This window comes from Mesorhizobium sp. M0676 (genome assembly GCF_040320535.1).
In the GTDB taxonomy this organism is placed as follows: Bacteria; Pseudomonadota; Alphaproteobacteria; order Rhizobiales; family Rhizobiaceae; genus Mesorhizobium.
In genome coordinates this window covers 113,272-133,453 of sequence record NZ_JAMYPU010000014.1, presented here as the reverse complement: position 1 = coordinate 133,453, position 20,182 = coordinate 113,272, and the positions used below count along the sequence as shown (strand labels likewise).

The 20,182-nt window shown below is 63.2% G+C and carries 20 protein-coding genes; 9 read left to right on the top strand and 11 right to left on the bottom strand.

Going from position 1 to position 20,182, the window contains the following annotated elements:
• Positions 1 to 5: 5 nt before the first annotated feature.
• Positions 6 to 803, top strand: a complete 798-nt coding sequence (locus tag NKI35_RS17570; protein WP_023694544.1) for a lytic murein transglycosylase — start codon at positions 6 to 8, stop codon at positions 801 to 803.
• Between the two features lie 137 nt (positions 804 to 940).
• Here the strand turns inward: NKI35_RS17570 and NKI35_RS17565 are convergent, their stop codons facing one another.
• Positions 941 to 2,164: an argininosuccinate synthase gene (locus NKI35_RS17565; RefSeq protein ID WP_352741091.1), complete on the bottom strand. Its 1,224-nt coding sequence runs from the start codon at positions 2,162 to 2,164 to the stop codon at positions 941 to 943.
• 189 nt (positions 2,165 to 2,353) lie between these two features.
• Between NKI35_RS17565 and NKI35_RS17560 the strand changes: the two genes are divergently transcribed.
• Positions 2,354 to 2,995: a LysE family translocator gene (locus NKI35_RS17560; protein ID WP_023747392.1), complete on the top strand. Its 642-nt coding sequence runs from the start codon at positions 2,354 to 2,356 to the stop codon at positions 2,993 to 2,995.
• On the opposite strand, the gene NKI35_RS17555 is transcribed toward NKI35_RS17560, so the two are convergent.
• The 5 genes from NKI35_RS17555 to NKI35_RS17535 form a co-directional block, all read right to left on the bottom strand.
• The gene (locus NKI35_RS17555) at positions 2,967 to 3,434 is read right to left on the bottom strand and encodes a hypothetical protein (protein WP_023818344.1); all 468 of its coding nucleotides are present in this window, start codon (positions 3,432 to 3,434) and stop codon (positions 2,967 to 2,969) included. The genes NKI35_RS17560 and NKI35_RS17555 overlap by 29 nt on opposite strands.
• Positions 3,431 to 4,663, bottom strand: a complete 1,233-nt coding sequence (gene rlmN, locus NKI35_RS17550) for a dual-specificity RNA methyltransferase RlmN (protein WP_023818343.1) — start codon at positions 4,661 to 4,663, stop codon at positions 3,431 to 3,433. The genes NKI35_RS17555 and rlmN overlap by 4 nt, the downstream gene beginning before the upstream one ends.
• A 110-nt stretch (positions 4,664 to 4,773) precedes the next feature.
• Positions 4,774 to 5,277, bottom strand: a complete 504-nt coding sequence (locus tag NKI35_RS17545) for an invasion associated locus B family protein (RefSeq protein WP_023671718.1) — start codon at positions 5,275 to 5,277, stop codon at positions 4,774 to 4,776.
• Between the two features lie 314 nt (positions 5,278 to 5,591).
• Positions 5,592 to 5,954: a YkvA family protein gene (locus tag NKI35_RS17540; RefSeq protein ID WP_023687669.1), complete on the bottom strand. Its 363-nt coding sequence runs from the start codon at positions 5,952 to 5,954 to the stop codon at positions 5,592 to 5,594.
• A gap of 119 nt (positions 5,955 to 6,073) precedes the next feature.
• Positions 6,074 to 6,370 carry a 4a-hydroxytetrahydrobiopterin dehydratase gene (locus NKI35_RS17535; RefSeq protein WP_023706758.1) on the bottom strand — a complete coding sequence of 99 codons (297 nt, stop codon included), beginning with the start codon at positions 6,368 to 6,370 and terminating at the stop codon, positions 6,074 to 6,076.
• A 104-nt stretch (positions 6,371 to 6,474) separates the two neighbouring features.
• On the opposite strand from NKI35_RS17535, the gene NKI35_RS17530 reads away from it, so the two are divergent.
• The gene (locus NKI35_RS17530) at positions 6,475 to 7,002 is read left to right on the top strand and encodes a low molecular weight protein-tyrosine-phosphatase (protein WP_023671721.1); all 528 of its coding nucleotides are present in this window, start codon (positions 6,475 to 6,477) and stop codon (positions 7,000 to 7,002) included.
• Here NKI35_RS17530 and thpR read toward each other — a convergent pair.
• Together thpR and NKI35_RS17520 are read right to left on the bottom strand one after the other, a co-directional pair.
• Positions 6,906 to 7,502: an RNA 2',3'-cyclic phosphodiesterase gene (gene thpR / locus NKI35_RS17525; protein ID WP_023818342.1), complete on the bottom strand. Its 597-nt coding sequence runs from the start codon at positions 7,500 to 7,502 to the stop codon at positions 6,906 to 6,908. The genes NKI35_RS17530 and thpR overlap by 97 nt on opposite strands.
• A gap of 270 nt (positions 7,503 to 7,772) precedes the next feature.
• The gene (locus NKI35_RS17520) at positions 7,773 to 8,417 is read right to left on the bottom strand and encodes an arylesterase (RefSeq protein ID WP_352741059.1); all 645 of its coding nucleotides are present in this window, start codon (positions 8,415 to 8,417) and stop codon (positions 7,773 to 7,775) included.
• Between the two features lie 103 nt (positions 8,418 to 8,520).
• On the opposite strand from NKI35_RS17520, the gene NKI35_RS17515 reads away from it, so the two are divergent.
• The 4 genes from NKI35_RS17515 (at position 8,521) to NKI35_RS17500 (ending at position 13,450) form a co-directional block, all read left to right on the top strand.
• Positions 8,521 to 9,222, top strand: a complete 702-nt coding sequence (locus NKI35_RS17515) for an ABC transporter ATP-binding protein (protein WP_023738019.1) — start codon at positions 8,521 to 8,523, stop codon at positions 9,220 to 9,222.
• Complete coding sequence (locus NKI35_RS17510; protein WP_352741057.1) at positions 9,222 to 11,771, top strand: ABC transporter permease; 2,550 nt, start codon at positions 9,222 to 9,224, stop codon at positions 11,769 to 11,771. Before NKI35_RS17515 ends, NKI35_RS17510 begins: the two co-directional genes overlap by 1 nt.
• A gap of 239 nt (positions 11,772 to 12,010) precedes the next feature.
• The gene (locus NKI35_RS17505) at positions 12,011 to 12,751 is read left to right on the top strand and encodes a Bax inhibitor-1/YccA family protein (RefSeq protein WP_023826872.1); all 741 of its coding nucleotides are present in this window, start codon (positions 12,011 to 12,013) and stop codon (positions 12,749 to 12,751) included.
• A 117-nt stretch (positions 12,752 to 12,868) separates the two neighbouring features.
• Positions 12,869 to 13,450 (top strand): GNAT family N-acetyltransferase, encoded by a 582-nt coding sequence (locus NKI35_RS17500; protein ID WP_023698867.1) that lies wholly within the window; start codon positions 12,869 to 12,871, stop codon positions 13,448 to 13,450.
• Positions 13,451 to 13,570: 120 nt separating this feature from the next.
• Here NKI35_RS17500 and NKI35_RS17495 read toward each other — a convergent pair whose 3' ends face one another.
• The 3 genes from NKI35_RS17495 to acnA all read right to left on the bottom strand — a co-directional run bounded on the left by NKI35_RS17495 (position 13,571) and on the right by acnA (position 18,390).
• Positions 13,571 to 13,957: a DUF2794 domain-containing protein gene (locus tag NKI35_RS17495; RefSeq protein WP_023683844.1), complete on the bottom strand. Its 387-nt coding sequence runs from the start codon at positions 13,955 to 13,957 to the stop codon at positions 13,571 to 13,573.
• Between the two features lie 584 nt (positions 13,958 to 14,541).
• Positions 14,542 to 15,321, bottom strand: a complete 780-nt coding sequence (locus tag NKI35_RS17490) for a DUF1223 domain-containing protein (RefSeq protein WP_023683845.1) — start codon at positions 15,319 to 15,321, stop codon at positions 14,542 to 14,544.
• Between the two features lie 378 nt (positions 15,322 to 15,699).
• The gene (gene acnA, locus NKI35_RS17485; RefSeq protein ID WP_352741054.1) at positions 15,700 to 18,390 is read right to left on the bottom strand and encodes an aconitate hydratase AcnA; all 2,691 of its coding nucleotides are present in this window, start codon (positions 18,388 to 18,390) and stop codon (positions 15,700 to 15,702) included.
• 285 nt (positions 18,391 to 18,675) lie between these two features.
• On the opposite strand from acnA, the gene ccmA reads away from it, so the two are divergent.
• Together ccmA and ccmB are read left to right on the top strand one after the other, a co-directional pair.
• A complete protein-coding gene (gene ccmA / locus NKI35_RS17480; RefSeq protein WP_023687677.1) occupies positions 18,676 to 19,284 on the top strand; it encodes a heme ABC exporter ATP-binding protein CcmA in 609 nt (202 codons plus the stop codon).
• A 229-nt stretch (positions 19,285 to 19,513) separates the two neighbouring features.
• The gene (gene ccmB, locus NKI35_RS17475) at positions 19,514 to 20,179 is read left to right on the top strand and encodes a heme exporter protein CcmB (RefSeq protein ID WP_352741052.1); all 666 of its coding nucleotides are present in this window, start codon (positions 19,514 to 19,516) and stop codon (positions 20,177 to 20,179) included.
• Positions 20,180 to 20,182: the final 3 nt, after the last annotated feature.

Sequence of the window (20,182 nt, the reverse complement as noted above, 5' to 3'; positions counted from 1 at the left end):
AAAGCATGGCATTGCTTGCCAAGGGAAAGATTATTGCTGCCGCGGTGGTCGCGGTACTTGCGCTGGCGACGGGCGCGCAGGCGGCGGCCAGCTGCGGCAAGACCGGCGCGGGCTTCGAAGCGTGGAAGCAGGACTTTGCCGCGCAGGCCAGGTCCGAAGGTGTCGGCGGGAAGGGTCTGGCTGCTCTGGCCGGTGCCAGCTACGCGACAAAGACAATCTCCGTCGACCGCGCCATCCACAAGGCGTTCAGCGGTTCGGTGGACGCCTTCATGAAGCGCCGTGGCGGAGCTGCTATCATTTCCAGAGGCCGTGCGCTGAAGAAGTCGAATGCGGCGATGTTCGACAGGATCGAGAGCAATTATGGGGTGTCGCCGGGCGTGTTGCTGGCCATCTGGGGCATGGAAACCGGCTTTGGAGCCTCCCTGGGCAACCAGAACACGGTCTCCGCCATTCTGACGCTTGCCTATGATTGCCGTCGCCCGGGCTTCTTTTACCCGCATGCCATTGCGGCGCTGAAGCTGGTCGATCGCGGCGCGCTGAGCGCCTCGTCGGTTGGGGCTGCGCATGGCGAGATCGGCCATACGCAGTTCCTGCCCGGCAATGTCCTGAAGTATGGCGTCGGCAACGGAAATCTGCGCGACAAGGCGACGGCCTTGGCTTCGACGGCCAACTTCCTCAAGGCTCATGGCTGGCGGGCCGGTGCGAGCGCGAGTGCGAATATGGGGGCCATCGCCGGCTGGAATTCCGCCAGCGTCTACCAGCAGGCCATCGCCCAGATCGCCGACGCGATCGACGGCAGCTGAACGATAATCTTCATTCGACATGAAAGCCCGGCCAACGCCGGGCTTTTTTGTTGGTGCATGGCCATGCGAATAATCAAGAGCCCAGCGTTAGCCCCTCTTGGCAGTCTCCGCCGGGTTGCCCGGAATAGTAGTTGGGCTCAACCCTTGCGGTTGCGCGCGGCCAGCGTTCTCAGCCGCAGCGCGTTGAGGCGGATGAAGCCGGCGGCGTCCTTCTGGTCGTAGGCGCCGCGGTCATCCTCGAAGGTGACCAGCGCGTCGGAATAGAGCGTCTTCTTGGATTTGCGGCCGGTGACCATGACATTGCCCTTGTAGAGTTTCAGGCGCACCGTGCCTTCGACGTCTTCCTGGCTCTTGTCGATCATCGCCTGGAGCATCAGCCGCTCGGGCGAGAACCAGAAGCCGTTGTAGATCAGCTCGGCGTAGCGCGGCATGAACTCGTCCTTGAGGTGGCCGGCGCCGCGGTCGAGCGTGATCGATTCGATGGCGCGGTGGGCGACGATCAGGATGGTGCCGCCGGGGGTCTCGTAGACGCCGCGCGATTTCATGCCGACGAAGCGGTTCTCGACCAGATCGAGCCGGCCGATGCCATTGTCGCGGCCAAGATCGTTAAGCGCCGTCAGCATGGCGGCCGGCGACAGCTTCTTGCCGTTCAGTGCAATCGGATCGCCCTTCAAAAATTCGATCTCGATCTCGGTGACCTTGTCCGGCGCCTCCATCGGCGAGACGGTGCGCTGATGGACGAATTCCGGCGGCTCGCTCCACGGGTCTTCCAGCACCTTGCCCTCGGAAGAGGAGTGCAGAAGGTTGGCGTCGACCGAGAACGGCGCCTCCCCCCGCTTGTCCTTGGCCACCGGGATCTGGTGCTGCTCGGCGAAGTTGATCAGGTCGGTGCGCGACTTGAACGACCAGTCGCGCCATGGCGCGATGACCTTGATGTCGGGATTCAGCGCATAGGCCGACAGCTCGAAGCGGACCTGGTCGTTGCCCTTGCCGGTCGCGCCGTGCGCAATGGCATCGGCGCCGACCTCCTGGGCGATCTCGACCAGGTGCTTGGAAATCAACGGGCGGGCGATCGAGGTGCCGAGCAGATAGGTGCCTTCATAGACGGCGTTGGCGCGAAACATCGGGAAGACGAAATCCGAGACGAATTCCTCGCGCACATCGACGACGCGGATATCCTTGATGCCCATCATCTCGGCCTTCTTGCGCGCCGGCTCCAGCTCGCCACCCTGGCCGAGATCGGCGGTGAAGGTGACGACTTCGGCGCCGAGCTCGGTCTGCAGCCATTTCAGGATGATGGAGGTGTCGAGACCGCCGGAATAGGCGAGCACGACCTTCTTGACGTCTTTTGTCTTGGGCATTGCTGGGGACATTTTGGCGGTTCCGCGCGTGAGTTTCGCGGGCGAGGTATCACGGCATTTCCGGCCAGCGCAAGGGATGAACGGGCGCCGGCCGCCGCAGCCGCTGGACCAGATGCCCACGCCAGTCAGTTGCTGGCGTGAGCGGGGAGGCTGCGTTATAGACCGACGATCATTCGCCAGGGGCCACCGATGTCCTTCATTCCCGACACCACAACACTGATCCAGTTCGCCATCGCCACCATGATCCTGGCGATCACGCCGGGGCCGGATATGACGCTGTTCGTCTCGCGAACACTGAGCCAGGGCCGCGCCGCCGGCTTTGCCTCGCTGGCGGGTGCTCTGTTCGGCACGCTGATCCATACAACTTTGGTGGCGGTCGGCATCTCGGCGCTGATCGTCGCCTCGCCGATGGCCTTCCTGGTGCTGAAAATCTTCGGCGCCGCCTATCTGGTGTTCCTGGCCTGGCAGGCGATGACCAAGGGCTCGGCGTTTTCACCGCAGAAGAAGAACGGGCCGCAGATTTCGCTGTTCCGCAGCTGGGCCGCCGGACTCGGCGTCAATTTGCTCAACCCGAAGATCATCCTGTTCTTCATGACGTTTCTGCCGCAGTTCGTCTCGGCTCACGATCCGAACGCGCCGGGAAAACTGTTCTTCCTCGGCCTCATGTTCATCGTGCTGTCGATCCCTGTGACGGCGCCGATGGTGTTTGCCGCGGAAAGGTTTTCGGCGGCGATGAAGGCCAGCCCGCGGGTGACGCGGGTCGTCGACTATCTCTTTGCCGGTGTGTTTTCGGCCTTCGCGCTCAAGATCCTGACCGCTCAGGCGAAGTAGCGGCCTGCCACCAGCTTCCGGCCCAGCGGCCGGCGCTTAGCCAGTAGAAGATGCCGCCGACCATGCCGCAGCCGATCACCGCGGCGATGGCGCGCGGTTCGGTGACGTCGAAATCCACGTTCTGGTGGACGAAGCCGAGGAAGGCCGCGGCCACGACGCCGCCCGCGAGTGCATAGAACAGCCAGTCGCGGCGGCTGAGGACCTCGGAGATCAGGATTGCGACCACCGCCGGTATCAAAGCGAAATAGGCGACAAACAGCGCCACGAACGGGATCGAAAAATACAGCGCCGCGGCCGCCGCTGGGTGCGCATCGTCCGGCATATAACCGACGGAAGCCAGGAACAGCACGTTGAGAAAGGCGCTCGCCGCCAATGAGGCGACGACATAGCCGAACAGGATGACAGCGAAACGGAGGATATAGGCGAAGAGGCGGCTCACGCCTCGCCATGCCCCGCAATCATCATGGCTTCCAGCGCCAGGCGGTCGACCTTGCGCATGCGTTCGGAGTCGGATTTGAGCTGGCCGCAGGCGGCGAGGATGTCGCGGCCGCGCGGGGTGCGGATCGGCGAGGCATAGCCGGCATTGTTGATGTAGTCGGCAAACTTCTCGATCGTCTCCCAGTCCGAGCACTGGTAGTTGGTGCCCGGCCACGGGTTGAACGGGATCAGATTGATCTTGGCTGGAATGCCCTTGAGCAGCTTGATCAGGCCCTTGGCGTCCTCGATGGAATCGTTGACGTCCTTCAGCATCACATATTCGAAGGTGATGCGCCTGGCGTTGGACAGGCCGGGATAGGCGCGGCAGGCCTCGATCAGTTCCTTCAGCGGATACTTCTTGTTGATCGGCACAAGCAAGTCGCGCAGATCGTCATTGGTGGCGTGCAGCGAGATCGCCAGCATGACCCCTATCTCCTCGCCGGTGCGGAAGATCTCGGGCACCACGCCGGAGGTCGAGAGCGTAATGCGGCGCTTCGACAGCGACAGTCCGTCGCCGTCGGAGGCAATCAGCAGCGCCTTCTTCACCGCCTCGAAATTGTAGAGCGGCTCGCCCATGCCCATCATGACGACGTTGGAGACTTTTCTGCCCTCGGCAGGGACGATGGCGCCGTCGGGTGTGTCGCGGTCGGGGAAATCGCCGAGCCGGTCGCGGGCGGTGAGCAATTGCGCCAGGATCTCTTCCGCCGTCAAATTGCGCACCAGCTTCTGTGTGCCGGTGTGGCAGAACGAACAGGTCAGCGTGCAGCCGACCTGCGAGGAGATGCAGAGCGTGCCGCGGCCTATTTCGGGGATGTAGACGGTCTCGATCTCGACGGGACGGCCGGCACCGCGCGGCGGAAAGCGGAACAGCCACTTGCGCGTGCCGTCGGAGGAAATCTGCTCCTCGACGATTTCGGGCCGGGCGACGGTAAAATGCTTGTCGAGTTCGGCGCGCAGATCCTTGGAGATGTTGAACATGCCGGCAAAATCGGAGACGCCGCGCACATACATCCAGTGCCAGAGCTGTTGGGCGCGCATTTTCGCCTGGCGCTCGGGCACGATGCCGGCACTGATGAGGGCCTCGCCGAGCTCGGTCCGGGTCAGGCCGATCAGCGACGGCTTCTCGGGCGTGGCGCGAGTGCGCAACGCGTCGCGTGCGCCCTCAGTGGTGAGATCGAAGGAAAGGGTCATATCAGCGCCAATATAAGCGAATTGCGGCCGATTTCATCCATCGTGCCGAAAAGAAGCGCGGCGCATAGCACAGGTTGCGGCGAGAGTCATGCGGCGGGAACCGCGCCAGCCTACTTGCACTTGGCGATCGACGTCAGCGCGGCCGAGATGCCTTTCAGCGAAAACACATAGGTCGTCGGATTGCCGCGGCCGGACTTCGCCGAGACCTTCATGTCGGTGCCGGTCTTCATGGCGGCGATCAGCACCGGCTCTTCGGCGGCGTTCTCGACCCAGGCCGACTTGCCGCGGGTGAACATCGAGAACGTCTTCTTGTCGATGGTGACGGTGGCCTTGGAGCCTTCCTGGAATGTGTAGCCGGCGATGAATTGCGGCTCGTAGGACACTTGCTGGCCCGGGCGCTGGCTGACGAAGAAGAACATGTCGCCGTGATCGAGCGTCGGCGGCTGCTTGTCGGTCGGCACGGTGAGCACATAGCAGACCTTGCCGCCCTGCGCCTGGTAGCTGTAGGTGCCCCAGGCATTGTGCTGGCCGATCTTGGTCGCCTGCTGCGCCAGCGCCGGCGCGGCAAAGGCCACCAGGACCAGGCTCGAGACTAGTGCAATCAATCCGCGCATCGCTTTTCCCGTATTCCAAATGGTGCGGGGCAGGCCGGCTTGGCGTCCTGCCCGTCGCTTCATTTTGATTTAATCTGGGTTACCAAACGGTGAATTTCCCTTGGAAAAGGACATTCACCCATGGAAACCACCGCCATTTCCGCGCCGCTTCTTGAAAAAACGGCTTTCGCAATGTCCCTGCGGCGACTTGGAGGCCACGAAAGCGGCAAGAGTTTGACTTTTCCAACGGCCGCAGCGGAACCCGAAGCCAAGCCGCTATCGTCCTGTTTGAGCGGAGGATTTCTTCTGAACCCAGTTGCCAACGCGACGCCGATTCAGCTCTTGTCGGCGATCGCCTCCTTGGCGGCCTTGCGGTGCGCAGGGGTGATATGGGCGCTTACCGCGGAGATCGCGGCGGTCAGCACGGCGATGTCGTCGGTGAAGCCGAGGCCGAAGACGAAATCGGGTATGACGTCGACCGGCAGCACGAAATAGCCAAGCGCTGCCAGCAATATGCCCTTGGCACGCAAAGGCGTCTTCCTGTCGAGCGCGCAATAATAGCCGGCGACGACCTCTTCCATGAACGGAATCTGCCGGGCGGCCTTTTTGGCCGTGCGCCAGAATTTGGCGCGCACTTCACTCTCGTCGCCGAGCTTGCTGCCGAAGCCGAAGAAATCAAAACCGGGCTGCTGCGCCATCAATCCTCTCCTTGCCGGCCGTCGCGCTACGCGTTGCGCGCGGCCGCCACGGAAAATGTGGTGAAAGTCCCGGTCCACTGCAAGAGGATGGCGCCGATTTGGCGTTGCCGCCCCAGCGTTCAGCCGCCAGCATACCCATTCATCTTCTTGGCCAGCGCGATGTCGAGCGCGGTGACACCGCCGGCATCATGGGTGTTGAGCGTCACGTCGACAGTCTTGTAGACGTTCGACCAGTCGGGATGATGGTCCATCTTCTCGGCGGCCAGCGCGACGCGGGTCATGAAGGCGAAGGCCTCGGAAAAATTCTTGAAGACAAAGCTGCGCTTGATGGAGGCGCCATCGGCTGCCTGCGACCAGCCAGGCAGTTCGGCCAGTGCGGCGGCGATGGCGTCCTTGCTGAGTTTCTCTCTCTTCATGATGATTTCCCGTGCTATCCCAGATATCGACCCTCACCATAATGCAAGTCGCCCAAAAGTCCTTTGCGTTTTGGGCTTCCAAATGCACGAACGGCGCATATCGAATGAGCGTAAAGCCGATAAATTCCATACTCTTCGTCTGCCTCGGCAACATCTGCCGTTCACCCCTGGCCGAAGGCGTGTTTCGCGCCGTGCTGGCGGAGCGCGGCCGCGACATGGTGCTGGACGATATTGTGCTGGACTCTGCGGCGACCGGCGGCTGGAACCTCGGCGAAGCGCCCGACCCGCGCTCGATCGCGATTGCGGCCCGCCACGGCATCGACATATCAGGGCAGCGGGCACGCAAGGTCAGGCCGGGGGATTTTTCGCGCTTCGACCTGATCCTCGGCATGGATCGGCAGAATGTCCGCGACCTCAAGGCGTTGGCGCCGGCCGGTGCGCGCGAACGTATTCATCTCTTGGCAGAGTTTGCGCAGGGCAAAACCCGCGACGTGCCGGATCCCTATTATGACGGGGCCGAAGCGTTCGCTTCGGTCTACCGCATGATCCGCGAAGCGTCGGAGGCGCTGGCGACGAGATTGGTGGCGCGGGCGTCGACGCCGGAGAGCGGCCACGCCTCCTCGACAATGTAGGGACCGCCGCCGACCGAATCGCGCGACGACATCAGCACGAAGCGGCCGACGCGAAACGGTAGCGTCGCAAAATTGCCGCGCGCCGACAGGTACTGGGCGACGTCGAGCGGGCTCGAATTGCGCAAGCGTGCCAGCGTAACATGCGGGGTGAACTTGCGCGGGTCGGCGGGCAGGCCGAGCCGCTGGCAGATGCGGTCGATTTCGCTCTGCAGCGCCGAAAGGTCGGGCGAGGCGAAGACGCCGGCCCAGACGGCGTGCGGCTTCTTCTGGCCGAAAGCGCCAACTCCGGACAGGGTGAGCGAGAAGGATGGGCGGTGCACCCGGTCGAGTGCGTTGGCGATTTCGTCGGCGACATGGCCTTCGACGTCGCCGATGAAGCGCAGCGTCAGATGGTAGTTTTCGACATCGATCCAGCGGGCTCCGGGCAGGCCGCCCCTGAGCAGGGACAGCGAAAGAGCGGCGTCACGCGGTATTTCGAGGGCGGTGAAAAGACGCGGCATGGTGAGCCTCCCTTCCTCGAATCGAACTGTGCCCCTAGCGAATCATCGATAGTCAAACGGGGCAAGTGGTTTGTTGGTTGCAGGCATTTTTACGAACAGGCGACCCGGGCCCTCTGCAGCCCGGTCTTTTGTTTCAAAGTTCGCGCGAGGCGAACAGCGTCCTCTCTCTTGATGATAATGGCCATATGACCCTCCTTTTGGAGGCTATATGTCCTTTTTGGCCACACCGGTCAAAATGATCGCCGCGTGTTATTCTCGTCACGCCGGCGTTCAACCGCCACCCTGAACTGCCGCAATCGCCTTCTCCACGGCGGGCAGGATGCGCTCGACCATCGCTGCGACGCCCTTCGGATTGGGATGCAGGCCATCCTCCAACTGCAGGCCGGACTGCCCGGCGACGCCATCGAGAAAAAACGGATAGAGCGGCACATCGTATTTCGCGGCAAGCTTTGGATAGATCGCATCGAAGGCGTTCTGGTAGTCGGCGCCGAGATTGGGAGCGGCGCGCATGCCGGCCAAAAGCACCGCGATCTTGCGCGCTTTCAGCTTCGCCAGCATGTCGTCCAGGTTCTTTTCCGTAATGCTGGGCGAGACGCCGCGCAGCATGTCGTTGGCGCCGAGTTCGAGGATAACCAGCCTTGTCCCATCCGGCACCGACCAGTCAAGCCGCGCCAAGCCGCCGCTCGAGGTGTCGCCTGAAACGCCGGCGTTGGCTACGGTGACGTCACGGCCTTTGGCCCGCAGCGCAGCTTGCAATTTGTCGGTAAAGCCATCGCCAGGCCCGAGGCCGAAACCGGCCATCAGGCTGTCGCCGAACCCGACGATGGTGAACGTCTCGGCGCGTACCGACGAAATGGCGCCGCAAAGGGTGACGAAAAAGACGAGCCCTGCGGCATTCAAGCGTTTGAAAGACATCTTGCGTTTGAAAGACATGTGGCAGGCCCCATATACCCGAGGATTCTTCCGGCGACGGCTTCCGGCAAGCAGAGCCTTCATCCTGATATAGGACGCTTTAATTGTGACAGAAGCCGTCATCGCGCTGAAAGACATATCCCTGACCCTGGGCCAAGGGGCTTCGTCTGTGCATGTGCTGAAAGGCGTCAGCCTTGACGTGACGCGCGGCGAGGCGACCGGCATTGTCGGCCCTTCGGGTTCCGGCAAGTCGACCTTGCTGATGGTGCTGGCCGGGCTGGAGCGGGTCGATTCGGGCACGGTGCGCATTGCCGGCGAATTGCTGAACGGCCAAAGCGAGGACCAGATCGCCTCGTTTCGGGGCCGAAACATAGGCATCGTCTTTCAGTCCTTCCATCTCATTCCCAACATGACGGCGCTCGAAAATGTCGCAGTGCCGCTGGAACTGGCCGGCCATGCCGATCCGTTCGGCGTCGCCGCGCGCGAGCTGGCAGCGGTGGGCTTGAGCGACCGCGTCACCCACTATCCGGGCGAGCTGTCCGGCGGCGAACAGCAGCGCGTGGCGATCGCCCGCGCGCTGGCGCCGTCGCCGCGCATTCTCATCGCCGACGAGCCGACCGGCAATCTCGACCAGGCGACGGGGCGGCAGGTCGCCGACCTTTTGTTCGCCAAAGCGGCCGAGCGCGGCATGACCTTGGTGCTGGTCACGCACGATCCGGCCCTTGCGGCGCGCTGCTCGCGCCAGGTGTCGATGCGCTCCGGCCGCATCGAGGATGCGCCGGTAGCGCAGGTCAAGGTGCCGGCCTGATGCCACTGTCGCAGACGCTGAAGCTCGCGTTCCGCTTTTCGCTGCGCGAGATGCGCGGCGGACTGTCCGGCTTCATGATCTTCCTTGCCTGCATCGCGCTCGGCGTCGCTGCAATCGGCGGGGTCAATTCGGTGGCGCAGGCGATCACCGCAGGCGTTGCCGACCAGGGCCAGACGCTGCTTGGCGGCGACTTGCGCTTCCAGCTCAACCAGCGCGATGCGACGCCAGCCGAAAGCACCTTCCTCGACCGCCTCGGCACTGTGTCGCACAGCGCCAATATGCGCTCGATGGCGCGGCTGGAAGACGGCTCCGACCAGGCGCTGGTCGAGGCCAAGGCCGTCGACGACGCCTATCCGCTCTATGGCGCGATCGAGACCGCGCCGCAGCTTGGCAGAAAGGATTTGTTCGGCGAGAAATCAGGCGTCTTTGGCGCCGCCGCGCCCGACCTGTTGTTCGACCGGCTGAATGTGGAGATCGGTGACCGGCTGAAGGTCGGCAGCGCGACATTCGAATTGCGGGCCAGGCTGGTGAGCGAACCGGATGCGGTGTCGGACGGTTTCGGCTTCGCGCCGCGGCTGATGGTCTCGACCGCGGGGCTTGCCGCGTCCGGCCTGATCCAGCCGGGCAGCCTAGTCGAGAATGCCTACAAGGTTCGGCTGCCGGCCGGCGCCAGCCAAGCCGATCTCAAAGCCATCCAGGATCGGGCGGCGAGCGATTTCCCTGAAGCCGGCTGGTCGATCCGCACGCGTTCCAATGCGGCGCCGGCGCTGTCGGCCAACATCGAGCGCTTCTCGCAACTCCTGACGCTGGTCGGGCTGACGGCGCTGGTGGTCGGCGGCGTCGGCGTTGCCAATGCGGTGCGCGCCTATCTCGACGGCAAGCGCGGCGTCATCGCCACCTTCAAGAGCCTTGGCGCCTCGGGCGGCTTCGTCTTCACCGTCTATCTCGTGCAAATCCTGATGATCGCCGGCCTCGGCATCGCGCTTGGCCTCATCCTCGGCGCTGCCATGCCGTTTGCAGCCAGCGCTGCGCTCCAGTCGGTCATTCCGGTGCCGGCTGAAGGCGGCTTCTATCCCGGTGCGCTGGCTCTTGCCGCGCTGTTCGGGCTGCTGGTGACGCTGGCCTTCGCGCTGTTGCCGCTCGGCCGCGCCCGCGATGTGCCGGCGACCGCGCTGTTTCGCGAAATGGGTTTTGAGGGCCGAGGCTTTCCACGCCTGCCCTATCTTGCCACGGCGGTCGGCATCGCGCTCGCTTTGGCGGCTTTGGCCATCCTGTTTTCTGGCGACCGGCGCATCGCCTTGATCTTCGTCGGCGCGACGATCTTTGCCTTTCTGGTGTTGCGCCTGGTCGGTGCTCTGGTGCAGTGGGTGGCGCGCAAAAGCACGCGTGTGCGCTCGGTCGCGCTTCGGCTCGCCATCGGCAACATCCACCGGCCCGGCGCGCTGACGCCGTCCGTCGTGCTGTCGCTCGGGCTCGGGCTGACGCTTTTGGTGACGCTGGCGCTGGTTGACGGCAATCTCAGGCAGCAGATCTCCGGCAGTCTGCCGGAACGGGCGCCGAATTTCTTCTTCGTCGACATCCAGAATAGCGAGGTCGATGCCTTCTCGACATTGATCGGCAAAGAGGCGCCGAAGGGAACGCTGGTCAAGGTGCCGATGCTGCGCGGCCGGGTGATGGCGCTGAACGGCGTTAGTGTCGACAAGGCCAATGTGCCATCGGAAGGCGCCTGGGTGCTGCGCGGCGATCGCGGCCTGACCTACGACGCCAAACAGCCGGCCAATGCGACACTGACCGAAGGCATCTGGTGGCCGGAGAATTACAGCGGCGAACCGCTGGTTTCGTTCTCCAACGATGAAGGCAAGGCGCTCGGCCTGAAGCTTGGCGATACCGTCACCGTCAATGTGCTCGGACGCAATGTGACGGCCAGGATCGCCAATTTCCGAGAGGTGCAATGGGAGACGATGGGCATCAACTTCGTCATGGTGTTCTCGCCCAACACTTTTGCCGGCGCCCCGCATGGCTGGCTGGCGACGCTGACCGAAAAGGATGCCACGGCAGCAGAGGATGCCCGCCTGCTGAACGCCGTCACCCGCGCCTTCCCGGCGGTGACGACAGTTCGGGTCAAGGACGCGCTCGATGTCGTCAACCGGCTGGTCGGCCAGCTCGGCACGGCGATCCGGGCCGCGGCCGGCGTGGCGCTGATCGCTTCGGTGCTGGTGCTGGCCGGCGCGCTCGCCGCGGGAAATCGCGCCCGCATCCACGATGCCGTGGTGCTGAAGACGTTGGGCGCCACGAGGCGCACGCTGATCGCGGCGTTTTCGCTGGAATACATGCTGATCGGCCTGGCCACCGCGGTGTTTGCGTTGGCTGCCGGCGGCATCGCCGCCTGGTACATCGTTGCCCGCATCATGACGTTGCCGTCGCATTTCATGCCGGAGGTGGCAGTGGCGACCTTGGTGTTTGCGCTGGTGATCACGGTCGGCATCGGCCTTGCCGGCACCTGGCGGGTGCTCGGGCACAAGGCGGCGCCGGTGCTGCGCGACCTCTAGGCCCAAAACGGCAAGGTTGGCCGAATCTGCCGTTTCCGATTAAATCTTGGTAATGTGCAGTCATGGAAGCCCAAGAAAACCGGCTTCCGGAGATTCACCAAGCGTTGCAGCCCGTTACGGTCTTGTTCTTGACGTCAAGAACCATCATATTTCGCCACAGGCATGCTGGAGCCCCGCCAGCGGCGCCCAGGTCCGAAAGGGCCTGACACCGTACGGGGCAGAAGCAACAGAGGATTCCAATGGCTGAGCCCATTCGCAACTACCAGACTTCGGCCGTGCCGGGCGCGCGCGCCGACATCGACCAAGGCCTGCGCACTTACATGCTCAAGGTCTACAATTTGATGGGGCTTGGCCTCCTCATCACCGGCGTCGCCGCCTGGGGCGCTTTCCAGCTCGCCGTCACCGGCGACGGACAGCTGACCGCTTTCGGCACGCTGATCTATGCCAGCGCCTTCCGCTGGGTGGTCATCCTGGCTCCGCTCGCCGCCGTCTTCTTCCTGTCGTTCAGGATCCAGTCGATGAGCGTGGCCGCGGCGCAAACCACCTTCTGGGTCTATTCGGGCCTGGTCGGCCTGTCGCTGTCGACCATCTTCCTGGTCTACACCGGCGCCTCGATCACTCAGACCTTCTTTGCCACGGCGGCCGCCTTCGGCGCGCTGTCGCTCTACGGCTACACGACCAAGCGCGACCTTTCGGCGTTGGGCTCGTTCCTGGTCATGGGCGTGGTCGGCCTGGTGATCGCCATGCTGATCAACATCTTCCTGCAGTCGTCGGCGCTCGGCTTCGCCATCTCGGCGATCGGCGTGCTGATCTTCGCCGGGCTCACCGCCTATGACACGCAGACCATCAAGGAAATGTACTACGAAGGCGATCAGGCCGACGTTGCCGGCCGCAAGGCGATCATGGGCGCGTTGAGGCTATATCTCGACTTCATCAACCTGTTCATGTTCCTGCTGCAGTTCATGGGCGATCGCCGCTAGGCGGTCTTCCCATCAGGCAACTGGACCAGCGGATATCAAGAGGGCGGCCAACGGCCGCCCTTTTCTTTTGTGCCGGCCTTTGCTGTCATGGAGGCAGATGAATCGTCTGCATAAATCATGAGCACTATTTCCATCCGCGCGGCCTTGGAAGGCGACCTCGGCCGAATCACCGAGATCTACGGCGATGCCGTGACGCATGGCACCGCGAGCTATGAGCTCGAGCCGCCCAGCCGCACTGAGATGGGTGGGCGCTTCGACAGCCTGACGGCGGGGGGCTTTCCCTATCTGGTGGCGGAACGAGATGGCGCGCTGCTCGGCTACGCCTATGCCGGCGCGTTCCGGCCGCGCCCGGCCTACCGCTTCATCGTAGAGGATTCCGTCTATGTCGCGCCTGATGCGAAGGGCCAGGGCGTCGGGCTGCTGCTGATGCAGGCGCTGATTGAAGCCTGCCGTATGGCGGGCTTTCGCCAGATCGTCGCGGTGATCGGTGACGGCCATGCAGACAGCGCCTCGGTGCGGCTGCATGAAAAGCTCGGCTTTCGCCATTCCGGTCGCCTGGAAGGCTCCGGCTACAAGCATGGGCGCTGGCTTGACACGGTGTTCATGCAGCTGTCGCTGAATGGCGGCGCAACGGTTCCGCCCGATCCGCATTCGCTGCCGGAGCGGAAGTTTCGTGAGAGCCTGAGGAGCGGGAATTGAGGAGTTGAAGAACTGAAGAATTGAGGATTTGAATAGCAACAAACCCGGCGGTATTTCGACCGTTACATCCTCCTTTTTCAATTCTTCAATTCTTCAATTCTTCAATTCCCCAATTCTCAATTAGGCCTGGACAATCTTCAGCTTAGCATCGAAGACGTTGAGCACGCGACCGAGTTCCTGGCCGCGCTTGAGGATTCGGCCGCCGGCGGCGATGACGGCGAAGGCGCCTTGCCGGCGCGCCAGTTTCGGATCCTTGACGATCTGGAACAGCGGCACTTCGCTGGCCCGGCGGAAGACTGAAAACACAGCCCGATCAGACAGATGATCGATGGCATAGTCGCGCCATTCGTTGGCGGCGACCATGCGTCCGTACAGCCTCAGGATCTCATCGAGTTCACGCCGGTCGAAACGGACCGGCTGGTCGAGGCGTTCGCGTCGCGCCTCGTGCAGCGGGATCAATATTGCGGATGCGTCCCCATCCTCCGTCCCACCGCTGCGATCGGTCATCCCGCGATCCCTTTGAAAATGAATCTCGCTTGCAGAAGTTGGCGTGTTCGCCGTGGAATTGCAAGGCCCGGCTAACCATCCCGGGACCGCGCTGTTTTCGCAACGTCCAGTCACTTTTATAAAACGCGGTGTTTGAATTGGTGATGCCTCGCCACATTTCCGCCCTTTTTTATCCGCGCTCATGCCCCAATGTCCGACGAATTTACCGGCGTTGCCTGAGACGGTTCGGTCCGGCACCGGCTCGTAAACCCCAAGCCCCCCGCCCACGGGTCTGCGTCGGATCGAACCAACCTCGGACTTTCCTCAGGGAGAGACCGGGTGCGACGATCCCAAAGCCTAAATGACCGACGTCAGAAGCAAGCTGACGTCGGTTTTTTTGTTTTTGGCTGCTTGAAGAATTTGCCGGAGGCTGCGGTGCCCAGTTTGCGGGCGCATCCCCTCACCCGGATTGCCAGCCGAATTGCGAACAGCAATTCGGGCCAATCCGACCTCCCCCGAGCGGGGAGGAGTTCGCGCCAGCGCTGATTCAGCCTCTTCTCCCCTCGGGGAGAAGGTGGCCGAGAGCGGCCGGATGAGGGGGCCTCTTAAGGCTTGTGAATAAACGCAGCGCCCAGAATAGGCCCCGGCAGGCCGTCCTTGCCGACCGACTGCAGCAGCACGGCGCAGCCGCCTTTCTTGGCGATCTCGGTCATCGGCAATTCGTAGCGCTGCGCCTTGCCGTGCCACATGCCGGCGGTCTGGATGCCGGTGACGGCGTTCCAGTAGGTCATGCTGCGGCCGGTGTTCTCGCCCTTGGCGATGGTCACCGTCTGCGGTGGTTCGAAATAGACGATGACGACATGGGCGTCGCTCGGGCCGCTACCGGCGTCGCCGGCATCGATCATGACGCGATCGCTGGTGCGGCTGACCTTGACGCTGACCCGCATGCCTTCACCGGATTTCTCCATGCGGGCAAGCGCGCCATCGACCTCCTTGCGGCTGGCGCCGTTGACATGGCTGCGACCATTGATGACGGCTTGCGGCGTGTAGACGGAGCGGGTGCCGAAGGCGCGCATATAGTCATATTGCCGGTCGGTATTGTCCTTGCTGCTCAGCGTGTCCTGCCAGCCGAGATAGTCCCAGTAATTGACGTGGTAGGCGAGCGCGACGACGTTGTCCTTGGCCGCCAGCTCGGCAAAGAAAGCGTCCGCCGGCGGGCAGGAATTGCAGCCTTGGCTGGTGAACAGCTCGACCACGCCCAAGGGCCTGTCAATCTGCGGTTTGTCGGTCTGGGTCGTTCCCGATTCCTCGGCGAACCCGGTCCCGGCAAGCGCCGAGAAGGCCAGCGCAAAAGCCGCAAGCCGCAGAGGGTGTCGAGGTGCCATGATCGTTCCGATTCCCGCCGGTGACGCCGGCCTTGTTCTGGTTGCCCAGATTTGTGGCAGAAGCGACAGTCAACGGGAAGTCACGTTGCGGTGAAATTTTTGCTGCCGCAACCATGGGTATGGCCATCACAGGGGGAGCACTTCACCGCCCGGTTCGATCGGGAGCATGGCATCAGGAGCGTGGGGCAGATCTTGCTGAGCCCAGCCGGTTTTTACTCCTGTCGGACAGGGCGGGGCTTCGATCGGGTCGGGCGATGCTTTGGAAAGACTGGGAGTAGGGAGTAGGGAGTAGGGAGTAGGGAGTAGGGAGTAGGGAGTAGGGAGTAGGGGATGTCGTTCCCCGCTACCGCCCAAACCCTACTGCCTAAGCCCTGGCCGCTACGCGGCCAGATCGCGCAGCACGTATTGCAAAATGCCGCCATTCTTGAAGTAGTCGAGTTCGTCCAGCGTATCGATGCGGCAGATGATCGGCACGTTCTTCACGGTGCCGTCGCCATAGGTCACCTTGGCGATCATCGTCTGGCGTGGCTTGATGGTGCTTATGCCGTCGATCTCGACCAGCTCGTCACCCTTGAGGTTGAGCGAGGCCCATGAGGTGCCTTCCTCGAAGACGAAGGGGATGACGCCCATGCCGACCAGGTTGGAGCGATGGATGCGCTCGAAGGACTGGGCGATGACGGCACGGACACCGAGGAGATTCGTTCCTTTAGCTGCCCAGTCGCGCGAGGAGCCGTTGCCGTATTCGACGCCGGCGAAGATGACCAGCGGCACGCCTTCCTTTTTGTACCTCATCGCCGCGTCGTAGATCGATTCCTCTTCCTTCGACGGGTAGTGGATGGTGTAGCCGCCCTCGCGGCCGTTCTCGCCCAGCATATGGTTGCGGATGCGGATGTTGGCGAAGGTGCCGCGCATCATCACCTCATGGTTGCCGCGCCTTGTGCCGTACTGGTTGAAGTCGGCAACGCCGACGCCATGGTCGGTGAGGTATTTGCCGGCCGGGGAAGCGGCCTTGATCGAACCCGCCGGTGAGATGTGATCGGTGGTGATCTTGTCGCCGAACAGGCCGAGCACGCGCGCGCCCTTGATGTCGCCGATCTTGCCGAAACCGGAGGTCATGCCGGCGAAATAGGGCGGGTTCTGCACATAGGTCGAGTTGTCGTCCCAGGCATAGGTCTGGCCTTCCGGCGCCTTGACGTTCTGCCAGTATTCGTCGCCCTTGAAGACGTCGGCATATTTGCGGGCGAACAGCTCACGTGTGACGTTCTTCTCGATGAACTCCTGGATCTCGGCCGAACTCGGCCAGATATCCCTGAGATAGACCGGCTTGCCGTCGCGGCCTTCGCCGAGTGGCTCGGTGGTCAGGTCCTTGGTGACGGTGCCGGCCAAAGCATGGGCTACCACCAGCGGCGGCGACGCCAGATAGTTCGCCTGCACGTCAGGTGAAACACGGCCTTCGAAGTTGCGGTTGCCGGAGAGCACTGCGGCGGCGATCAGGCCCTTATCGTTGATGGTCTTGGAGATCGGCGCCGGCAGCGGGCCGGAATTGCCGATGCAGGTGGTGCAGCCGAAACCAACCAGGTTGAAGCCGATCTGGTCGAGCTCCTTCTGCAGGCCGGACTTTTCCAGATATTCGGCGACCACCTGGCTGCCCGGCGCCAGCGAGGTCTTCACCCACGGCTTCTGCTTGAGGCCGAGCCGGTTGGCGTTGCGCGCCAAAAGGCCGGCGCCGATCAGCACGCTCGGGTTGGAGGTGTTGGTGCAGGACGTGATGGCGGCAATGACGACATCGCCATGACCGAGATCATGGTCGGTGCCTTCGACGGCATAGCGCTTGTGGATTTCGGCAGCCTTCTTGTACTCGGTTTCCATCGCCTTTGCGAAGCCGGCCGGAATGCCTTCGAGCGGAACGCGGCCTTCGGGGCGCTTGGGACCTGCCATCGACGGCACGACGCTGTCGAGCTCGAGTTCGAGCAGGTCAGTGAAGACAGGGTCGGCCGAGCCGGGGTCACGCCACATGCCTTGCGCCTTGGAATAGGCCTCGACCAGGGCGATGCGGCTTTCCTCGCGGCCCGACATTGTGAGGTAGCGGATGGTCTCGCCGTCGACCGGGAAGAAGCCGCAGGTGGCGCCATACTCGGGCGCCATGTTGCCGATGGTGGCGCGGTCGGCCAGCGTCATGTTGGACAGGCCCGGGCCGAAGAACTCGACGAACTTGCCGACGACGCCCTTCTTGCGCAGCATCTGGGTGACGGTCAGCACCAGGTCAGTGGCGGTGATGCCTTCCCTGAGTTTGCCGGTGAGGCGGAAGCCGATGACTTCGGGCAACAGCATGGAAACCGGCTGGCCGAGCATCGCCGCCTCGGCCTCGATGCCGCCGACACCCCAGCCGAGCACGCCAAGGCCGTTGATCATGGTGGTGTGCGAATCGGTGCCGACGCAGGTGTCGGGATAAGCGGTGGTTTCGCCGTCTTCCGTGTTGGTCCAGACGACCTGACCGAGATATTCGAGGTTGACCTGATGGCAGATGCCGGTGCCGGGCGGCACGACGCGAAAATTGCGGAACGCCTGCTGGCCCCATTTCAGGAATTTATAGCGCTCTTCGTTGCGCTCATATTCGAGCTCGACATTCCTGGCAAATGCCAGTGGCGTGCCGAATTCGTCGACGATGACGGAGTGGTCGATGACGAGGTCGACCGGCACCAGCGGATTGATCTTCTGCGGATCGCCGCCGAGCGCCTTGAGGCCGTCGCGCATGGCGGCCAAGTCGACCACCGCCGGGACGCCGGTGAAATCCTGCATCAGGACACGCGCGGGGCGATAGGCGATCTCGACGCCGGCGGTGCCCTTGTCGGTCAGCCAGCCGGCAACAGCCTGGATAGAGTCCTTGGTGACGGAGCGGCCGTCTTCATTGCGCAAAAGGTTTTCCAGCAGCACCTTCATCGAATAAGGCAGCTGGGCAATGCCGGTGAGGCCGTTCCTCTCGGCCTCGACCAGATTGTAATAGACATAGTCCGCGCCACCCACGGTGAGGGTGCGGCGGCAATTGAAACTGTCGAGGGATTTTGACACGTGCGGTCCGTCCTTGTCTGTTCAGCCTGAAAGGGAACGGACGCCGATGGGCATGCAATCACGCGCAAAGGTGCGGGTACGGCCATTTCCGCTGTCCGTTCCCAGCCAACCCGAGCCGTTCAAGGCGGCGCGTGCGCTGGTTCGGCGCAAATTCTGTTCCCGTGCCGACCGCTGGCACGGATGTCCCGCATATAGAGAATTTTCTGGAATAGTTCTAGACAGTTGCGGAGCAAATTTGTGCGATGCGGCAGCTATCGCGCGGTAAAGTTTTCGGGACGGGCAGGCATGCGGCTGATTGCCGAAAATCTGGGCGGCGAACGCGGCGGCGAGACGGTCTTTTCCGGCATCGGTTTTGCGCTCGACAAGGGCCAGGTGCTGGTCGTCACCGGGCCGAACGGTTCGGGCAAATCGACGCTGCTCAGGGTCATCGCCGGGCTGCTGCCGAAGGCGCAAGGCGACGTGCGCATCGAGGGCGGCGGCGAGACGTTTCCGACGATCGCTTCGGCGGTCCACTATCTCGGCCACCTCAATGCAATGAAGACGGCGCTCAGCGTGGCGGAGAATCTGCGCTTCTGGCGCGATTTCAACGGCGATGGGCAGTCGGGTGTCGAAGAGGCGCTGGAGACGGTTGGTCTCGGCGGCATCGGCCATCTGCCTTTCGGCTATCTGTCGACCGGGCAAAGGCGGCGCGCGGCAATTGCGAAATTGCTGGTCAGTCATAAGCCGCTGTGGCTGCTGGATGAGCCGACGGCCGGGCTGGACAAGGCTTCGGAGGCGCGGTTTGCGGGGCTGATGACGAGGCATTGCGCAGAAGGTGGAATCATTGTCGCGGCGACGCATTTGCCGCTCGGATTGGATGGGGCGAAGGAATTGAGGATGGGAGCAACAGGGTGATGTCGGCATTCCCGCCCACCCCCCTCTGCCCTGCCGGGCATCTCCCCCGCAGGGGGGGAGATCAGATGTCATGCCGGCTTTCGCCAATCACCGGCATTGAAAAAGAGGCGTCAGCAGTGGAGCTGCCAATCTCCCCCCTTGCGGGGGAGATGTCCGGGAGGACAGAGGGGGGTGTGAAGGAACGCCACCTTCGGCAAGATGGCGATCAAACCGCAGGCGCGGCTTGGCAATGCTAGCCCTCTTCCTGCGCGACATCCGCCTCTCCATCCGCGCCGGCGGCGGAGCGCTCACCGGCGTCATCTTCTTCCTCGCCGTCATCGCCACCATCCCCTTCGGTGTCGGACCGGACCTGAAGCTGCTCGCCCGCATCGGTCCGGCGATCCTTTGGATCGGCGCTCTGCTCGCCTGCCTGCTCGGCCTCGACCGGCTGTTTCAGGCCGATCGCGAAGACGGGTCGCTCGATCTTCTGGTGCTGGGCAATGACCGCCACATGCTGGCGTTGACGGTGCTGGTGAAGTGCCTGGCGCATTGGGCGGGCAGCGTTCTGCCGCTGGTGGTTGCGGCACCTCTGCTGAGCCTGTTCATGAACATGGAGCCGCTCAGCATCGGCGCCACCGCGCTCACGCTGCTGGTCGGCACGCCGGCGATCACTTTCATCGGCGCGGTCGGGGCGGCGGTGGCGGTGGCGCTGCCGCGTGGCGGGCTGCTGATCTCAGTGCTGGTGCTGCCGCTGACGATCCCGGTGCTGATCTTCGGGGTGTCGGCGAGCTACGGCGCGGTGGCCGACCCTGATCCGTTCCTGCAGCCCTTCCTCATTCTTGCCGCGCTGACGCTGTTTCTTGCCGTGCTGGGTCCGGTGGCAGCAGCACTGGCGCTGCGGCATGGAACGGACTGATAT

Excerpts from the sequence above, each read along its gene's own strand:
- NKI35_RS17545 (WP_023671718.1), bottom strand. The coding sequence starts at position 5,277 with ATGCGCGGATTGATTGCACTAGTCTCGAGCCTGGTCCTGGTGGCCTTT.
- ccmB (WP_352741052.1), top strand. The coding sequence starts at position 19,514 with ATGCTAGCCCTCTTCCTGCGCGACATCCGCCTCTCCATCCGCGCCGGC.
- thpR (WP_023818342.1), bottom strand. The coding sequence starts at position 7,502 with ATGCCGCGTCTTTTCACCGCCCTCGAAATACCGCGTGACGCCGCTCTT.
- NKI35_RS17520 (WP_352741059.1), bottom strand. The coding sequence starts at position 8,417 with ATGTCTTTCAAACGCTTGAATGCCGCAGGGCTCGTCTTTTTCGTCACC.
- NKI35_RS17535 (WP_023706758.1), bottom strand. The coding sequence starts at position 6,370 with ATGAAGAGAGAGAAACTCAGCAAGGACGCCATCGCCGCCGCACTGGCC.
- NKI35_RS17560 (WP_023747392.1), top strand. The coding sequence starts at position 2,354 with ATGTCCTTCATTCCCGACACCACAACACTGATCCAGTTCGCCATCGCC.
- NKI35_RS17565 (WP_352741091.1), bottom strand. The coding sequence starts at position 2,164 with ATGCCCAAGACAAAAGACGTCAAGAAGGTCGTGCTCGCCTATTCCGGC.
- NKI35_RS17505 (WP_023826872.1), top strand. The coding sequence starts at position 12,011 with ATGGCTGAGCCCATTCGCAACTACCAGACTTCGGCCGTGCCGGGCGCG.
- NKI35_RS17530 (WP_023671721.1), top strand. The coding sequence starts at position 6,475 with ATGAGCGTAAAGCCGATAAATTCCATACTCTTCGTCTGCCTCGGCAAC.
- NKI35_RS17540 (WP_023687669.1), bottom strand. The coding sequence starts at position 5,954 with ATGGCGCAGCAGCCCGGTTTTGATTTCTTCGGCTTCGGCAGCAAGCTC.
- NKI35_RS17500 (WP_023698867.1), top strand. The coding sequence starts at position 12,869 with ATGAGCACTATTTCCATCCGCGCGGCCTTGGAAGGCGACCTCGGCCGA.
- rlmN (WP_023818343.1), bottom strand. The coding sequence starts at position 4,663 with ATGACCCTTTCCTTCGATCTCACCACTGAGGGCGCACGCGACGCGTTG.
- NKI35_RS17490 (WP_023683845.1), bottom strand. The coding sequence starts at position 15,321 with ATGGCACCTCGACACCCTCTGCGGCTTGCGGCTTTTGCGCTGGCCTTC.
- NKI35_RS17495 (WP_023683844.1), bottom strand. The coding sequence starts at position 13,957 with ATGACCGATCGCAGCGGTGGGACGGAGGATGGGGACGCATCCGCAATA.
- NKI35_RS17570 (WP_023694544.1), top strand. The coding sequence starts at position 6 with ATGGCATTGCTTGCCAAGGGAAAGATTATTGCTGCCGCGGTGGTCGCG.
- NKI35_RS17510 (WP_352741057.1), top strand. The coding sequence starts at position 9,222 with ATGCCACTGTCGCAGACGCTGAAGCTCGCGTTCCGCTTTTCGCTGCGC.
- ccmA (WP_023687677.1), top strand. The coding sequence starts at position 18,676 with ATGCGGCTGATTGCCGAAAATCTGGGCGGCGAACGCGGCGGCGAGACG.